Annotated in this window: 13 protein-coding genes and 2 tRNA genes; 4 read left to right on the top strand and 11 right to left on the bottom strand. The window is 72.7% G+C overall.

The genetic code is table 11. From position 1 onward, the window contains the following. Positions 1-157: 157 nt before the first annotated feature. The 6 genes from DRV84_RS12475 to DRV84_RS12450 form a co-directional block, all read right to left on the bottom strand. The gene (locus tag DRV84_RS12475; protein WP_115981199.1) at positions 158-1,051 is read right to left on the bottom strand and encodes a class I SAM-dependent methyltransferase; all 894 of its coding nucleotides are present in this window, start codon (positions 1,049-1,051) and stop codon (positions 158-160) included. Between the two features lie 28 nt (positions 1,052-1,079). Next, a complete protein-coding gene (locus DRV84_RS12470; protein ID WP_115981197.1) occupies positions 1,080-1,919 on the bottom strand; it encodes a class I SAM-dependent methyltransferase in 840 nt (279 codons plus the stop codon). Next, entirely contained in the window at positions 1,912-2,931 is a 1,020-nt protein-coding gene (locus DRV84_RS12465) for a phytanoyl-CoA dioxygenase family protein (RefSeq protein ID WP_115981195.1), read from the bottom strand. The genes DRV84_RS12470 and DRV84_RS12465 overlap by 8 nt, the downstream gene beginning before the upstream one ends. Before the next feature lie 160 nt (positions 2,932-3,091). After that, positions 3,092-3,178: transfer RNA gene (locus tag DRV84_RS12460), tRNA-Leu, on the bottom strand. Positions 3,179-3,298: 120 nt separating this feature from the next. After that, complete coding sequence (locus tag DRV84_RS12455) at positions 3,299-3,826, bottom strand: tetratricopeptide repeat protein (RefSeq protein WP_115981193.1); 528 nt, start codon at positions 3,824-3,826, stop codon at positions 3,299-3,301. Positions 3,827-3,857: 31 nt separating this feature from the next. Then, entirely contained in the window at positions 3,858-4,361 is a 504-nt protein-coding gene (locus tag DRV84_RS12450) for an Lrp/AsnC family transcriptional regulator (protein WP_115981191.1), read from the bottom strand. Between the two features lie 102 nt (positions 4,362-4,463). Here DRV84_RS12450 and putA point away from each other — a divergent pair, with 102 nt between their 5' ends. After that, positions 4,464-7,898 (top strand): bifunctional proline dehydrogenase/L-glutamate gamma-semialdehyde dehydrogenase PutA, encoded by a 3,435-nt coding sequence (putA, locus tag DRV84_RS12445; protein ID WP_115981189.1) that lies wholly within the window; start codon positions 4,464-4,466, stop codon positions 7,896-7,898. A 3-nt stretch (positions 7,899-7,901) separates the two neighbouring features. Here the strand turns inward: putA and DRV84_RS12440 are convergent, their stop codons facing one another. Then, positions 7,902-8,654, bottom strand: coding sequence for a rhomboid family intramembrane serine protease (locus tag DRV84_RS12440; RefSeq protein ID WP_115981269.1), 753 nt, complete (start codon positions 8,652-8,654; stop codon positions 7,902-7,904). A 285-nt stretch (positions 8,655-8,939) separates the two neighbouring features. Here DRV84_RS12440 and DRV84_RS12435 point away from each other — a divergent pair. Next, positions 8,940-9,014: transfer RNA gene (locus DRV84_RS12435), tRNA-Glu, on the top strand. A 272-nt stretch (positions 9,015-9,286) separates the two neighbouring features. On the opposite strand, the gene nusG is transcribed toward DRV84_RS12435, so the two are convergent. Continuing rightward, positions 9,287-9,793 carry a transcription termination/antitermination protein NusG gene (nusG, locus tag DRV84_RS12430; RefSeq protein WP_115981187.1) on the bottom strand — a complete coding sequence of 169 codons (507 nt, stop codon included), beginning with the start codon at positions 9,791-9,793 and terminating at the stop codon, positions 9,287-9,289. 238 nt (positions 9,794-10,031) lie between these two features. Next, on the bottom strand, positions 10,032-10,397 hold the full coding sequence (locus DRV84_RS15645) for a hypothetical protein (protein WP_158547804.1): 366 nt from the start codon (positions 10,395-10,397) through the stop codon (positions 10,032-10,034). Positions 10,398-10,580: 183 nt separating this feature from the next. On the opposite strand from DRV84_RS15645, the gene DRV84_RS12420 reads away from it, so the two are divergent. Both DRV84_RS12420 and DRV84_RS12415 read left to right on the top strand, forming a co-directional pair. Further along, the gene (locus DRV84_RS12420; protein WP_115981185.1) at positions 10,581-11,378 is read left to right on the top strand and encodes a YdcF family protein; all 798 of its coding nucleotides are present in this window, start codon (positions 10,581-10,583) and stop codon (positions 11,376-11,378) included. A gap of 43 nt (positions 11,379-11,421) precedes the next feature. Beyond that, on the top strand, positions 11,422-12,183 hold the full coding sequence (locus DRV84_RS12415; RefSeq protein WP_239995069.1) for a metallophosphoesterase family protein: 762 nt from the start codon (positions 11,422-11,424) through the stop codon (positions 12,181-12,183). A gap of 4 nt (positions 12,184-12,187) precedes the next feature. On the opposite strand, the gene DRV84_RS12410 is transcribed toward DRV84_RS12415, so the two are convergent. Both DRV84_RS12410 and DRV84_RS12405 read right to left on the bottom strand, forming a co-directional pair. Continuing rightward, a complete protein-coding gene (locus tag DRV84_RS12410) occupies positions 12,188-14,341 on the bottom strand; it encodes a GumC family protein (protein WP_115981183.1) in 2,154 nt (717 codons plus the stop codon). Between the two features lie 101 nt (positions 14,342-14,442). Then, the gene (locus DRV84_RS12405) at positions 14,443-15,117 is read right to left on the bottom strand and encodes a sugar transferase (protein ID WP_115981181.1); all 675 of its coding nucleotides are present in this window, start codon (positions 15,115-15,117) and stop codon (positions 14,443-14,445) included. Positions 15,118-15,346: the final 229 nt, after the last annotated feature.

Genomic DNA, 15,346 nt, shown 5'->3' with positions numbered 1-15,346 from the left:
AGGCCGCGCGATGGCGCCCCGCAGGACCGCGCGGCGTCTGGTTACGGAGGATCAGAGCGCGTGTCCCCGCCGCAGGCGGAGGGACCGGCGCGCGCGCCGTGCAGTGGCCTGGGGGCGCGCTCAGGCGCGAGAACGTCCGGCGCGCCGCCGGCGGCCCTCAGGCCAGGTCGACGACGAGGCGGTTGACCGGCATCGCGAAGCGCGGCGGGTCGTCCGGGGCCATCCCCGCGAGAAGCGCGGCGAGGTCGGCGAGCATGCGCGCCCGCGCCTCGGGGGCGAGCACGAAGGCGGCGTAGAAGAAGCCGGCGGCCTCCTCCGCGAGCGTTTCGGCGGGCGCGGACATGGTGACCACGCCCGTCTCGACCCGGACCGAGGCGCCGGGAAAGGCCGCGCGCGCCAGCGCCACAAGGTCGGCCGTGCCACGCACGCGCGGATCGCCGAGATCGACGGCGCCGTAGCGCGGCAGGGCGGCCTGGACGTGGCCGTAGATCAGGTCGTGGACATCGGCGTAGCCCGGCGCCGCCTCCATCGGACCGTCGACCAGCGCAGCGAAGCGGCCGCCGGGGGCGAGGACGCGCGCGACTTCCTCCAGCACCGGGGCCACCGGGTCCATCAGCGTCAGCGCCCAGTGACAGAGCGCCACGTCCACCGCCCCGTCCGCGAGCGCGTCGAGACGCTGCGCCTGCGCCTCGATCAGCCGGGCGCGCCCCTCCGGCAGCCGCGCGCGGGCGAGGGCGAGCTCGTCGGGCGACATGTCCACCCCGACGAGCCGCAGGGCGCCCGGCAGCGTGGCGTGGCAGAGCTGCAACAGCGGACCGGACCCGCAGGCGAGGTCCAGCACCACCCCGTGGCGCTCCGGGTCCACCGCCTCGGCGAGCCAGGCGTAGCTCGTGCGCCCCTCCGCGTCGCGGCAGCGCATCGCGCAGCTCTCGGTGAAACCGGCGTGGTCGTGGTGGATCCGGCGCAGATGCGCGCGCAGGGCGTCCGGCGCGGGGGCCGCGCCGCGCGCGAGCGTGTCGGTCCAGTCGGTGCGCAGGGGCGCATCGGTCATCTCGGGCCTTTCGAAGGGGCGGAGCGGCTCAGCCGCTCACGGTCATCAGCCAGACGCGCTGCGGAAACCGCCAGCCCTCCGGCCGGCGGCACGCGGCGAGGTAGTCGGCGAGCGGCGCGGTGTCCTCCATCTCGGAAAGGCGCACCCGCGTGTCGAAGACGCAGCGCTGCAGGTAGCCCTCGACGGCCGCCGTGTCCCCGGGGCCGGCCGCGCTGTCGTAGAGCACCTCGCGCACGTCGACCTCCGCGCCCTGCGCGCGGAGCGCCTCCGCGATCGTCTCGGCCGGGACATAGGGCGCCGCGCCCGCGGGACCGAAGGCGGCGAGGAAGCGGCGGTGGAAATCGATGTAATGCCCGGCCGCCGCGCTGTGCGCGATCACCCCGGTGCCGCCGGGGGCGATGGCGGCGCGGAAGCGCGCCATGGCGACGGGAAGCTCGGCCTCGGGGATCGCGTAGAGCGCATGCGTCGCCCAGACGATGTCGTAGCCCCCGGGCGGCGGGGCGAAGTCCTGCAGCGTGGTCTCGTGCTCGGCCACGGCGCGGAAGGGCGCGGGGAGCGCGGCGCGCGCCTCGGCGATGGAGAAGGCCGAGGGGTCGAGGAGCGACGTCTCGACCGGGCGGAGGTCCGCCTCCGCCAGCCCGGCGTGGCGCGCCAGCGCGACCGGGAACTTGCCCGATCCGCAGGCCACGTCCAGCAGGCGCAAGGGCCGCGCCCCCGCGCGGGCCTGCGCGCCCTCGAAGAGCGCGCGCCAGTTGCGGGCCTCAGCGAGGTGGCGGTAATCGTCGGTGGCGAGGCGGTAGAACGCCTCCATCCCCGCGCGCCCCGCCTCGGACCAGTGGGCGGAGCTGCGCGCCAGAAGATCACTCATCGCGCGGCCTGCCCACCGGCCCGCCGGCGGGCGCGGTCACGGGCCAGCAGACCGGGTTAAGCGGGCTCGCCGCGACGTCGCCCGGCCCGACGCCCGGCATGAACTTCTGCCAGTCGCCCGAGACCATGGTGGGCGCGTCCACGATCCGTGCGCCGTCGGCGTAATAGGTGTTGGCCAGCACGACGCGCGAGCGGTCCGTCCGGTTGCGCGCGGCGGTGTGGAAGTTGAGGTTGTGGTGAAAGCTCACCTCGCCGATCTCGAAGGGCGTCTCGTCCACGGCGACGTCGTGGCGCGCGAAGGTCTCGGCCACGCCGCGGTCGTAGTTGGTGCCCGATTTCTCGAAGGCGACGGCGTCGACCAACTTCCAGACGTCGATCGGATGCGCGAAGGCCAGCGGCCCCATCGCGAGCGGGATCGCCTGCGCCGGTGCCCATGCGGTGACGACGTCGTGCGTGTCGAGCGGGAAGTGGTGATCGTCGAAGTGCCACGGCGTGCGCCCGCAGCCCGGCTCCTTCGAGAGGACGTTGTCGTGGTAGAGACGCACCGCCGGGACGCGCAGGAGATCGGCGCAGATCTTCGCCACGCGCGGCGAGAGCACGTAGGCCCGCAGCAGCGGGTTGTCGGGCCAGACCATCTCGAGGCTGAGGAAACGATCCTGCACCCCGCCGTCGATGTCGGCGCCGAACTCTTCCTCCAGAAGGCGCACGAGCTCGGCGCGGAGCTTCAGAACGGCGCCGGGCGAAAAGACGCCCTTGAGCTTGATGAAGCCGTTTTCCTGAAAGAAGGCGACGTCCGCCTCGCTCAGGGGATAGGGCTCGGCCAGTTCGGCGATCACCGCCTCGTCGGAGGGAAGCGGCACGTCCGGCAGGGGCGGCGCCGCCTCGAACTCGGTGATCTCGGCGTCGTTATCGGCGAGGCTCACGTACCAGTCCCACCAGGCCTGGTTGTCCTTGTCCCACGGCTGGCTGACGTCGGTGTCCGGGGTCCCGGCGTCGGGTGCTGCGTCCTGCATGCGCGTCTCCTCTGTCCGTGAAAGATTTAACGCCGCCGATGCGCAGGGCAAGGCGCGCCGGATCGGGTTCCCGCATCGTGGCGCGCCGACGCGATGAACGAGGGCATAGGACGGGGCCGGGCGGCGGGTCCTGGACGTGCGGCGCGACAGCCGGCCGGGATGGTGCGGGCGGCGGGACTCGAACCCGCACGGGCGATGCGCCCTAGCGATTTTAAGTCGCTTGTGTCTACCGTTCCACCACGCCCGCACGGCGCCGGCGGGCCGTTCCCGGCCCGCGCCTCGTCATATCCCGGCGCGACGCCGGAGCCAATGCGTGTCCCGGGCGAAACGCGCGGGGTCTGCGCCTTCGCGTCACGCTGCGGGGCGCTCAGAGCTCCTCGCCCTTCAGAAGGCTCCGCTCGGGCAGCCACGGGTTGAGCGCGAGGGCGGCGCGGAGAACCTCCTGCGCCTCGGCCTCGCGGCCGAGCGCGGTGAGCGTCAGCGCCTTGCCCGAAAGCGCGCCGAGGTGGCGCGGCGACCGCTCCAGCGCCGTGTTCAGGTCGTCGAGCGCCGCCGTGAAGTCCTGATTCAGGTAGTGGACGAAGGCGCGCTGGTTCCAGCCCTCGGCCCAGTCGGGGCAATAGTCGATCAGCCGGTCGAAGGCCTGCCGCGCGCCGAGCAGGTCCCAGCTTTCGCGCATGCGCATGCCGCGCGTCAGCACCGCCTGCGCCGCCTCGTCCGGCGCGTCGGTGTAAAGCTCCCAGGCGCGGTCGTTGAGCGGCTGCGCGGTGGCCGGGTCGGGCGCGGCCTGCATCCGGTCATAGAGGTCCGAGAGCGCCACGGAATGATCGGGCGGCGGCGGGCAGTCGGCCAGCGCCGGGCCGGCGGCGAGGAGGAGGGGCAGGATCACGCGCATGACCCCATCCTCCGCGCGGAGGGGGCGGCGATCAAGCCTCCTGTCCGCCGGCGTCCACCGGGCCGCTCTCCTTGACCGCCTGCATGGCGACGTAGGTCGAAGTATGCGCGACATGCGGCAGGGTCGAGATGCGCTCGGCCAGCACGGCGCGATAGGCGCGCATGTCGGGCGTGCGCACCTTCAGCAGGTAGTCGAAGCTGCCGGCGATCAGATGCGCCTCCTCGATCTCGGGGATCGCGGCCACGCCGGCGTTGAAGGCCGAGAGCGCCGCCTCGCGCGTGTCGGCGAGCTTCACCTCGACGAAGGCGACATGCTCGCGGCCGAGGCGGATCGGATCGAGGATCGCCCGGTAGCCGCGGATCACGCCGGCCTCTTCCAGCCGGCGGAGGCGGGCCTGCACCGGCGATTTCGACAGCCCGACGCGGCGGGCGAGCTCGGTGACGCTCACCCGGCCGTCGCGGGCGAGTTCGTCCAGAATCGCCCGGTCGAAGCGGTCGAGGGCGGCGACGCCGCCCTCCGGTCGATCGTCCTGCATATTGCCCCCATTTCCGTCCCGATGGCCTGCCCTGCGCAGCTTATCGGGCGATTCGCCTTCCGTCACGATGATACACTCGCCATATATCAAGGGAGGTGCCCCATGCCCCGCGACACCCGTGACCTGCGCGCCGCCGTCGACGCGGCGACCTACGCCGACGAGGAGGAGGTGCTGGCGCGCGTCGTGCGCGAGGCCGCGCTTTCGACCGAGGATCGCGCGCGCATCTCCGCCGCCGCGGCGGCGCTCGTCCGCGATATCCGCGCCACCACGCGGCCCGGGCTGATGGAGGTCTTTCTCGCCGAATACGGCCTCTCGACCGACGAGGGCGTCGCGCTCATGTGCCTCGCCGAGGCGCTTCTGCGCGTGCCGGACGCCGAGACGATCGACGCCCTCATCGAGGACAAGATCGCGCCCTCGGACTGGGGCCGGCACATGGGGCAGTCCACCTCGCCGCTGGTCAACGCCTCCACATGGGGGCTGATGCTGACGGGGCGCGTCCTGCGCGAGGACCGGGCGCCGGGACCGGTCGCCGCCCTGCGCGGCGCGGTCAGGCGGCTGGGCGAGCCGGTGATCCGCACCGCGGTGGGGCGCGCCATGCGCGAGATGGGGCGGCAGTTCGTCCTCGGCGAGTGCATCGAAAGCGCGATGAAACGCGCCTCCGCGCAGGAGGCGAAGGGCTACAGCTATTCCTACGACATGCTGGGCGAGGCCGCGCGCACCGACGCGGACGCGCGGCGCTACTTCGACGCCTACGCGCAGGCGATCGACGCGATCGGCACGGCGGCCACGTCGGGCGACATCCGCGACAACCCCGGCATCTCGGTCAAGCTCTCCGCCCTCTCGCCGCGCTACGAAGAGGCGCAGCGCGCCCGCGTGATGGAGGAGGTCGCGCTGCGCCTCCTGTCGCTCGCGCAGCGGGCGAAGGCGGCGGGCATCGGGCTGAACGTGGACGCGGAGGAGGCGGACCGCCTGTCGCTCTCGCTCGACGTGATGGAGCGGGTGCTCGCCGACGACGCGCTCGCCGGCTGGGACGGCTTCGGCGTCGTGGTGCAGGCCTACGGCCAGCGCGCCGGCCCGGTGATCGACTGGCTGCACGACCTGGCCGAGCGGCTGGATCGCCGCTTCATGGTGCGGCTGGTGAAGGGCGCCTATTGGGACACCGAGATCAAGCGCGCGCAGGTCGAGGGGCTCGAGGGCTTCCCCGTTTTCACCGCGAAACCGGCGACGGACGTCTCCTACCTCGCCTGCGCGCGCAAGCTCCTCGGGATGACCGACCGGCTCTATCCGCAGTTCGCCACGCACAACGCGCATACGGTCGCGGCGATCCTCGACATGGGCGAGGACCGCGACGCCTTCGAGTTCCAGCGCCTGCACGGCATGGGCGAGACGCTGCACGAATTGGTGCGGGCCCGCGAGGGCACCCGCTGCCGCATCTACGCCCCCGTCGGCGCGCACCGCGACCTCTTGGCCTATCTGGTGCGGCGGCTTCTGGAGAACGGCGCCAACTCCAGCTTCGTCAACCAGATCGTGGACGAGGAGGTGCCGCCCGAGGATGTAGCGAAGGACCCCTTCGACGCGCTGGCCGAAGAGCGCCCGCGCATCCCCACGGGGCCGGAGCTTTTCCTGCCGGAGCGCGTGAACTCGATGGGCTTCGACCTCGCGCATCCGCCGACGCTCGCCGCGATGGACCGCGCGCGCGACCCGTGGCGCGCGCACGTCTGGGAGGCGGGGCCGCTGCTCGCCGCCGAGGCGCGGCCCGCCCCCGCGCAGGAGATGCGCAACCCCGCCGACCCGGGCGATCTGGTGGGCCGCGTCGCCTGGGCGAGCGACGGGGACGTGAACGCCGCGCTCGACGCGGCCCGCGTCTGGGACGCGCCGGTGGCGGAGCGGGCGGAGGTGCTGCGCCAGGTCGCGGACCTTTATGAAGAACACTACGGCGAGCTCTTCGCCCTCTGCGCCCGCGAGGCGGGCAAGATGGTGGGCGATTCGGTCGCCGAGTTGCGCGAGGCCGCCGACTTCCTGCGCTACTACGCCGCCCACGCGCCCGACGCCGCGCCGGTGGGCCGCTTCGCCTGCATCTCGCCCTGGAACTTCCCGCTGGTGATCTTCACCGGACAGGTCGCCGCCGCGCTCGCGGCGGGCAACGCGGTGCTGGCGAAACCGGCCGAACAGTCGCCGCTGATCGCGCACCGCGCCGTGCGCCTCTTCCACGAGGCGGGCGTGCCGCGCGCGGCGCTGCAACTCCTGCCCGGCGCGGGAGAGGTGGGCGCGGCGCTGACCGCCGACCCGCGCGTGGACGGCGTGGCCTTCACCGGCGGCACCGACACCGCGCAGCGCATCCGCGCGGCCATGGCCGACAATCTCGCCCCCGGCGCGCCGCTCATCGCCGAGACGGGCGGGCTCAACGCCATGATCGTCGATTCCACCGCGCTCCCCGAGCAGGCGGTGCAGGCCATCGTCGAAAGCGCCTTCCAGTCCGCGGGGCAGCGGTGTTCGGCGCTGCGCTGTCTTTACGTTCAGGAGGACGTGGCCGAGAGCTTCACCGAGATGCTGACCGGCGCGATGGACGCGCTGCGCCTCGGTGATCCGTGGGACCTCTCGACCGATGTGAGCCCGGTGATCGACTCGCAGGCGCAGCGCGAGATCACAGGCTACATCGACGCGGCGCGCGCCGAGGGCCGGGTGATCCACCAGCTCGAGGCGCCCGGGGGCGGCACCTTCGTCGGTCCCGCGCTGATCCGCGTGGAGGGCATCGGCGCGCTGGAGCGCGAGGTCTTCGGCCCCGTCCTCCACCTCGCCACCTACCGCGCCGAGGACCTCGACCGGGTCGTGGAGGCGATCAACGGCACGGGCTACGGGCTGACCTTCGGGCTGCAGACGCGGATCGACGACCGGGTGCAGCACGTCGCCGACCGGGTCCGCGCCGGCAACATCTACGTCAACCGCAACCAGATCGGCGCCATCGTCGGCAGCCAGCCCTTCGGCGGCGAGGGGCTCTCGGGCACCGGGCCGAAGGCCGGCGGGCCGCATTACCTGCCGCGCTTCACGCGGGCCGAGGCGCCCATGGCCGGGACGCCATGGGACGGCTCGGAGGACACGGCGACGCTCGCCCGCCGGCTGGCCGAGGCCGCGCCCGCCGATCCGCCGCGCCGCACCGAAACGCTGCCCGGCCCTACGGGCGAATCGAACCGCCTCTCGACGCTGCCCCGGCCCCCGGCGCTCTGCCTCGGCCCCGGCGTGGAGGCTGCCGCCGCGCAGGCCGAGGCGGTGCGCGCGCTGGGCGGCGTCGCGGTCGAGGCCGCGGGCGGCGTCGCGCCGCAGGCGCTCACGCGGCTCGAGGGGCTCTCGGTCGTGCTCTGGTGGGGCGACGCGGAGACCGCGCGCGCGCTCGACCGCGCGCTCGCCGCGCGCGCGGGGCCGCTCCTGCCGCTGGTGACCGGCCGGCCCGATCCGGCGCATGTCCTGACCGAGCGCCACGTCTGCGTGGACACCACCGCCGCCGGCGGCAACGCGGCGCTGCTGGCCGGCGCGTCCTGAGGCTTAGCGCCGCCAGCGCCGCCCGGCGCGGGGCACCCGCGACGGGCGCCAGCGATAGCGCGCCTCCGGGTGCGGCGGCTCGCCCTGCGTGCGCCGCCAGTACCCCGGACCGCCACGGCGGAGCCAGAGCGGCAGCGTCAGCACCAGCCCGACGAAGAAGCCCCCCGAGTGCGCCCAGTAGGCGACGCCCCCGGCGGCGGCGTCCGCGCCCACGCCGCCGAAGAGCTGCAACGCGAACCAGACGCCGAGCATCAGCCAGGCCGGCACCGGCAGCACCTTGAAGAAGATGACGAGGATGATCAGCACGTCCACCCGCGCCCGCGGGAACATCAGGAGATAGCCGCCCATCACGCCCGCGATCGCGCCCGAGGCGCCGACCATCGGCACGTCCGACCAGGGCGCGGCGAGCGTCTGCGCCAGCGCCGCGCCGATCCCGGAGGCGAGGTAGAAGCCGAGAAAGGGCACATGGCCCATCTCGTCCTCCATGTTGTCCCCGAAGATGAAGAGAAAGAGCATGTTGCCGGCGAGATGCAGCAATCCGCCGTGCAGGAACATCGAGGTCAGAAGCGTATGCGCCGCCTCGCCGGTCATCAGCCGCGCGGGCGTCATCGCCCAGTCGTAAAAGAAGGCCTCGAGCATGCGCCCGTCGCCGAGAAGCCCCGCGTAGGACAGGAATATCCCGATGTTCGCCGCCATGAGCGCATAGGTCACGACGGGCGTGCGCCCGGATGGATTGTGATCGCGGATCGGGAACATGCGGCGAAGCTGTGCCGGCCCGCGGGGGAGGTCAAGCGAAAGCCGCGCCCGCGCCGCGATATGCCGCGATGCGATGGCCGTCGGGGTGCCGCCGGCCTGCACGGCCTGCAACGTCCGGACGACGCGGCCGCCGGCGCAGGCGGGTTCCGCCATCTCCGCGGCGGGCGATTCCTGACCTGCCGCGGCGCGCCGGCCCGGCGGGCGGGGTCCGCATCCGTCACGTCAGCCGTGGAAATTTCCTCTTGCAGAGCCGCCGCGGTTTTTCTAGACCGACGCACGTAGCGTGGCCCGTTCGTCTATCGGTTAGGACGCCAGGTTTTCAACCTGGAAAGAGGGGTTCGATTCCCCTACGGGCTGCCAGTTCAGCTTAACATGACGAGCTCTGGCTGACGAAACGCGTCAGTCCGAGGTATGGCGGCACGGGGCACCTTGTGCGTTCGGCCTGCGCGTGACGGGGGCTCCCGGTGAGGGTGTGTCGGTGGCGCGAGCACGCCGCAGGGACGCGGCCCGCTCCCGCGGTCGTGGCTCTGGCGCCCCCACCTACGACGCTGGGGGCACCTCGGCTCGGGCGGCCTCGGTTCGCCCGCGTCGCGCCGTTGGCGCGGCGGCCGGACGGGCCGGCGCCCGACGCGTCACGCGATCTTCCGGACCACCTCGGCGGGCATTTCGGTCCGCACGTCGGTCGCCATGAACTCCAGCATCACGCGGATGCGGTCGTTTTCGTTCATGCGCTCGATGCGGCCCACGACGTCGGCGAAGGGGCCGGCGATCACGCGGACCCGGTCCCCCGGGGCGAGGCCGCGGTCGGGGCCGAGGAGGCCGTCGTCGTCGCACCGCGTGCGGATCCCGTCGATCAGCGCGTCGGGGAGCGGCGTCGGGCGGCGCGGGTCGGTCTGCACCAGCCGCGTGAGCCCGCGGGTGGAGTTGATCTGCCGCCAGTGGCCGGCCTCGGGCACGAAGCGGATGAAGAGGTAGCCCGGAAAGAGTGGCCGACGCACGTCGGCGAGGCGGCCGCGGCGGCGGCGCGTCTCGATCAGGGCGGGGCAGAAGACCTCGAAGCCCTGCCGGGCGAGGTTGCGCTCGGCCTCGGTGAGGCCGTTCGGCTTGAGCTGGGCGGCGAACCACTGGGGGCGGGTCATGCTGTCACTCTTCCTGGACCTCTGGCGCGGCCGTCAGGCAAGGCCGGGCCTCCGAAAGCCGGACGTTGTCGATCTCCACGCGCGCCCCGCGCCGCCGGTGCCGCGGGCGCGACGACAATGGCGCCGCCCACGCGACGCCCCGTCTGGTCCGGTGAGGACCCCGGCCGTGCCTCCAAGGCTGCGGACGCAGCCCCCTGTCGCCGCGGGAGAGCACGCCGCGCGGTGGCGCGGGGTGGGGTTACTGCGTGTCCGACGAACTGGAGCCGCCGGCGACGGCCGCGGCGACACCGGCGACCCCGGCGATGGCGGCGGCCGGCGCGATCAGCGGCACGAAGCCCGTCGCGGGGGCCGCAGCGCCCGCGCCTGCACCGGCGCCGGCCACCTCGCCGCCCGTGGTCTGCGTGGTGATCTCCGGATCCGGCGTCGCGGGGCCCGCCGCGCATTGAACCGCGATGCGTCCGTCCGGCAGCCGTTCGGCGGACACGATCCCGGCGTTGCCGCAGACGCCCGCCTGGCGCGCGATCTGCAGCGCCGTCTGGCCCTGCGCCGACGCCGCGGAGCCAAGCGACACGGCGAGCGCGAAGGGAATAATGAACACGCGCATGATGATCCTCTAGTATCTTTGGCTATTTTACTACCACAGGATAATATATCCGACAAAGAGATTGCGCCTGCGCGCGCCGCGCGGCCGACGCGCCGGCCGGTCCTGCGTGTTTCGGCGGCGCTTCGCGGTCGGGTCGCGCCGCACCGGCTTGCCGCGGGTGGGGCGACGCGGCATGGCTTCGGAATGGACACGCTCTTTTTTGTCACCGCCAAGCTTTTCTGGACGCTCGCTCAACCGGCGAGCTGGCTCGTGGGGCTCTTCGTCGTCGCCCTCGCCCTCGCGGCGCGCGGGCGGTGGCGGGCGGCGCGCGGCTGGCTCGCGGCCGGCACGATCGCGCTCCTGCTGCTGGGTCTCGTACCGCTCGGCGCGCCGGTGATCCGTCCGCTCGAATCGCGCTTCCCCGCCGCGCCGGAGGTGAACGCGCCGGTCGGGATCATCGTCCTCGGCGGCGGAGAGGATGCGGCGCTGACCGCCGCGACGGGGGTCGTGCAGGTCAACGAAGGCGGCGACCGGCTGCTCGCGGGCCTCGCGCTCGCGCGGCGGCACCCGGACGCGCAACTCATCTTCACCGGCGGCAGCGCGCGCGTCGCGGGCGGCGGCGTCCCGGGCGCCGAAGCGGTCGGGCGGCTCTTCGCGGCGGTCGGCCTCCCGCCGGAGCGCGTGACGCTCGAGGGCCGCGCGCGGAACACGGCCGAGAACGCGCGCCTGACCGCGGCGCGCGTCGCCGATCCGGCGGCGGGGCCGTGGCTCCTCGTGACCTCGGCGTTCCACATGCCGCGCAGCGTGGGCGCCTTCTGCGCCGCCGGCTGGCGCGGGATCGTGCCCTATCCGGTGGATCACCGCCCGCCGGCGCGGATGCGGCCCGGCTGGGATCTCGCCGGGCATCTCGGGCAACTGGAAACGGCGGTGAAGGAATGGATCGGCCTTCTGGCCTACCGCGTCACGGGCCGCAGCGACGCGCTGCTGCCCGCCGGGTGCTGAGGCGGTTCTGGCGTCCGCGGCCCGGGCCGCCTATATCGGCGCGGTGCTGACCGCCCTCCGCCATCTCTTAGGCCGACGCCCGCGGCGCGCGGGGCCCGCCGCGGCCCCGGAGCTCGCGCCGCCGCGGCCGGATCGCCCCTTCATCGCGGTGGGCGACGTCCACGGGCGCGCGGATCTCCTCCGCGCGTTGGAGGCGCAGCTGGCCGATCTGCCGCCCGACTGGCCCCTCGTCTTCGTCGGCGATTACGTCGACCGCGGCGAGGAGAGCGCGGCGGTGCTGCGGCACCTGATGCAGGAGGCGCCCCGCCCGCGGGTCTGCCTGATGGGCAACCACGAGGACATGCTCCTGCGCTTCCTCGACGCGCCGGAGGCCGAGGCGCGGCGCTGGCTGCGCAACGGCGGGCTGCAGACGCTGGCGAGCTTCGGCGTCGGCGGATCGCCGACGCAGGCGCCCGTCGCGGCGCGCGACGCGCTGGTGGAGGCGATGGGGCCGGAGGTGATCGACTGGCTGCGCGCGCGCCCGCTCCACTGGCAGAGCGGCGATGTCGCGGTGGTCCATGCCGGGGCCGATCCGGCGCTGCCGCTCGCGGGCCAGCCGCGCGAGGTGCTGCTCTGGGGGCATCCGGATTTCGCGCGGGGCGCGCGGGACGACGGGCTCTGGATCCTGCACGGGCACACCATCGTCGAGGCGCCGCGCGCCGAGGGCGGGCGCATCGCGGTCGACACCGGCGCCTTCGCGACGGGGCGGTTGACGGCGGCCGTGGTCGAGCCGGGCGGGGTGCGCTTTTTGGGGACGGGCGGCTGAGCCCTCAGGTCTCGTAGTAGCGCGCGCCGTAGCGGGAGTATGCGCCGTAGCGCCCGCCGTAGCCGTAGCGCTTCATGCCGGCCGGGTCGATCTGGCTCAGGACGAGGCCGGTAACCGGCACGTTCACCGTCTCGAACTGGCGCAGCGCCTCGGCCACCTGGGCGTGGGTCGTGCTGTCCCAGCGGACGTTGAAGACGATGGCGTCGGCGCTCTGCCCGATGACGCGGGCGTCCGGCACGACGAGCACGGGCGGCGTGTCGATGATGATGTAGTCGTAGGTCTCGCGCGCCGTCTCGAGCAGGGCGTGGAACTTCTCCGAGGCGAAGAGATCGGCGGCGTTCACCTTGGTCTTTTCGCCCATCAGGACATCGGCACCGAGGCGCGGCTCGTGCACGATGACCTCCGAGAGCGGCTTGTCCTCGCCAAGGACCGCCATCAGGCCGCCGGTCGGCGCGTGGTCGAGATACTGCGAGAAGGTGCGGCGGCGGATGTCGCCCTCGAGCAGGAGCACCTTCTTGCCCAGCCCGGCGAGGTTGTGGGCGAGCGCGATGGCGGTGCTGGTCTTCGATTCGTTCGGGACCGAGGAGCCGACCATGATCACCCGCGGCGGCGCATCGACGTTCGACATCAGCACCGAGGTCCGCAGGTTGCGGATCGCCTCCGCCGCGGCGGAGGTCGGCTTGTCGTTCAGGTAGTCGATGAGCTTTCCGCGCGCCTTGATCGGCATGAGCGGGATCTGCCCGATCACCGTGTAGCCGGTGCGCTTCTCGAGGTCCTCGGCGGTGCGGAAGTGATTGTGCAGCGCCTCGCGCAGGAGGATCAGCCCGGCGCCCACCATGAGCCCGAGGATCCCGGCGAGGCCGAGGATGCGCGCGCGCCGCGGTTCGACCTGCCGCGCGCCCTCGGCTTCCTCGAGGAGGCGGCTGTCGGCCTGCTGCAGTCCGCGGCTGACGGTGGTCTCCTTCAGGCGCGAGAGGAAGGTCTCGTAGAGGGCGCGGGTCGCCTGAAGCTCCCGCTCCATCTGTTGCAGCTGGATCAGGTCGCCGCTCTGGCGTTCGACCCGCGCCTCGAGACTGGCGAGCGCGTCGCGCAGCGAGGCGAGCTGGCTGGCGGCCCGCGCGCGCTCGGCCGTCGCGCGGTCGACGAGTTCCGCGGCGCGCTCGGCGAAGGCGGCGCTCTCCGGGCCCTCGCGTTCCGCGATGCGCTCGAGCAGTGGGTCGTCGGCGAGCGAAAGCAGCGCCTCCGGCCCCGTCTCGCGCGCCTCGGCGAGCGCCGCGCGCCGCGCCTCGGCCTCGGCGAGGGCCGCTTCGGCCCGGTCCACGCGGTCACGCTGATCGCGGACCTGCGCGGTGAGCGCCGCGACGGCCTCGGGCGTCGCCGCCTCGCTCTCGGCGCGGAGTTCCTTGACCGCGTCCTCCTGCGCGCGGAGCTCCACCTCGAGCTCGCGCACGCGCTCCGAGAGCCAGTCGACCGCCTGATCCGTCGCCTCGAACTTCTGCGCGATCTGGTCCTCGATGTAGATGGCGGCGAGCGCGTTCACCATTTCGGCCGAGATCTCGCGCGAGCCGGTCGTCGCGCTGATCTCGAAGATGTAGGTGTTGCGCTGCTGCGCGACGGAGATCGCCTGCCGCGCCGCGCCGATCGCGCCGCGCCGGATCTCCTCCTCCGTGGGCGGCGGCGCGGTCTCGGCGGGCAGGCCGATCGCGTCGCGCGCGCGGTCGATCACCGCGCCGACGCTCCAGCGCGGGTCCTCGCGCAGGGTCGGGTTGAACTCCGGCGTGTCGGTCAGGTTCAGCTCGTCCACCAGCTCAGCGATGAGGCGGCGGGAGCGGATGACCTCGAGCTCGGTGTTGAGCGCCGAGGTCTCGGTCGAGACGCCGGAGACGACCTGCTCCAGGTCGACGACATTCGGGCCCTGCACCTCCAGCACGAGCGACGATGTCGCGCGGTACTTCGGCTCGGCCACGGCGAAGGCGTAGTAGCCGGCGACGGCGACGAAGAGCGCCATGGCGAGCGCGATCCACCATTTGCCGCGCCAGAGCGTGCCGGCCAGCGCCAGCAGATCGATCTCGTCGTCGTCAGGCTCGGCCGGCTGTGCGGCGGCTTGCCGCATGGACGGCCCGATGGAGGGCTGTCGGGTCACGGGCTGTACGTTCATCAGACTACACCGTTCATGCGCCTATACCGTCCACGAACAAAGGACAATCTCTGGAAGCGAAGGATTGTCCACAATCGTGGACCTCGCCTGCGCGCCGGGGCTCAGCTGCCCCGCCCGGTGAAGACGATGACGAGCGTGCGCCAGAAGATGAACGCCTCGAGCCGCCATCCCGCGTTGAAGATGTAGTAGAGGTCCGCGCTCACCTTGCGACGCGTGCCGAAGATGCCCTGGACGTAACCGACTTCCGTCTGAGCGAGACCGCTGATTCCCGGGCGCACCATGTGCCGCTTGCGGTAGCCGGGCACCGTCTCGAGGTAGACCTCGGCGTGATCGAGGAAGTCGGGCCGCGGGCCGATCAGGCTCATGTCGCCCTTGAGCACGTTGAGCATCTGCGGCAGCTCGTCGAGGCGCATGCGCCGGATGAACTCCCCGAGGGGCGTGATGCGGTCCACCTCGAGCGGATCGTCCGCACCGCGCTCCCCCGCGCCGGCGGGCAGCATGCTGCGGAACTTGATCGCCTCGAACGGCTGGCAGTGCAGGCCCATCCGGGGCTGACGGAAAAAGAGCGGGCCGGGGTTGAAAATCGGGTTGAGCAGGAGAAGCAGAAGCGCGCTCGCCGCGACGATGGGCAGGAGCAACACGCTCACGACGACGTCGATCCCGCGTTTCGCCTCATAGAAGCCGCGCGGGTGCCCGGCCGCGCCGTGGCTGGACGCGGCGGCCCGCCGGGTCACCCCGCGCCAGTCCCAATCTGCAAACGAACGCTCGTCACTCATGGCGTCGCTGCCTTTCGCTGCGACGAGTTGGAAACTCGTTCAGAACCAATGTGGCGGACAGGTATATCCTTAGGAGTACCTATGGTAACTTTAGATAGTAGTGACTATCAACAAAGAGTAAACCTTGAATGATCGATCAATCTTAAGGAACATCTGAAAAACCTCGCCCTCTGAGCGGTTTGAGGTAGACTGGCTGGGACAGCAGAGGACGCGCCCGATGCCCAAGCAG

The organism is Rhodosalinus sediminis (assembly GCF_003385555.1).
Classification (GTDB): domain Bacteria; phylum Pseudomonadota; class Alphaproteobacteria; order Rhodobacterales; family Rhodobacteraceae; genus Rhodosalinus; species Rhodosalinus sediminis.
Note: the sequence above shows the minus strand (reverse complement) of the source record. Positions and strands in the feature narration are given on the sequence as shown.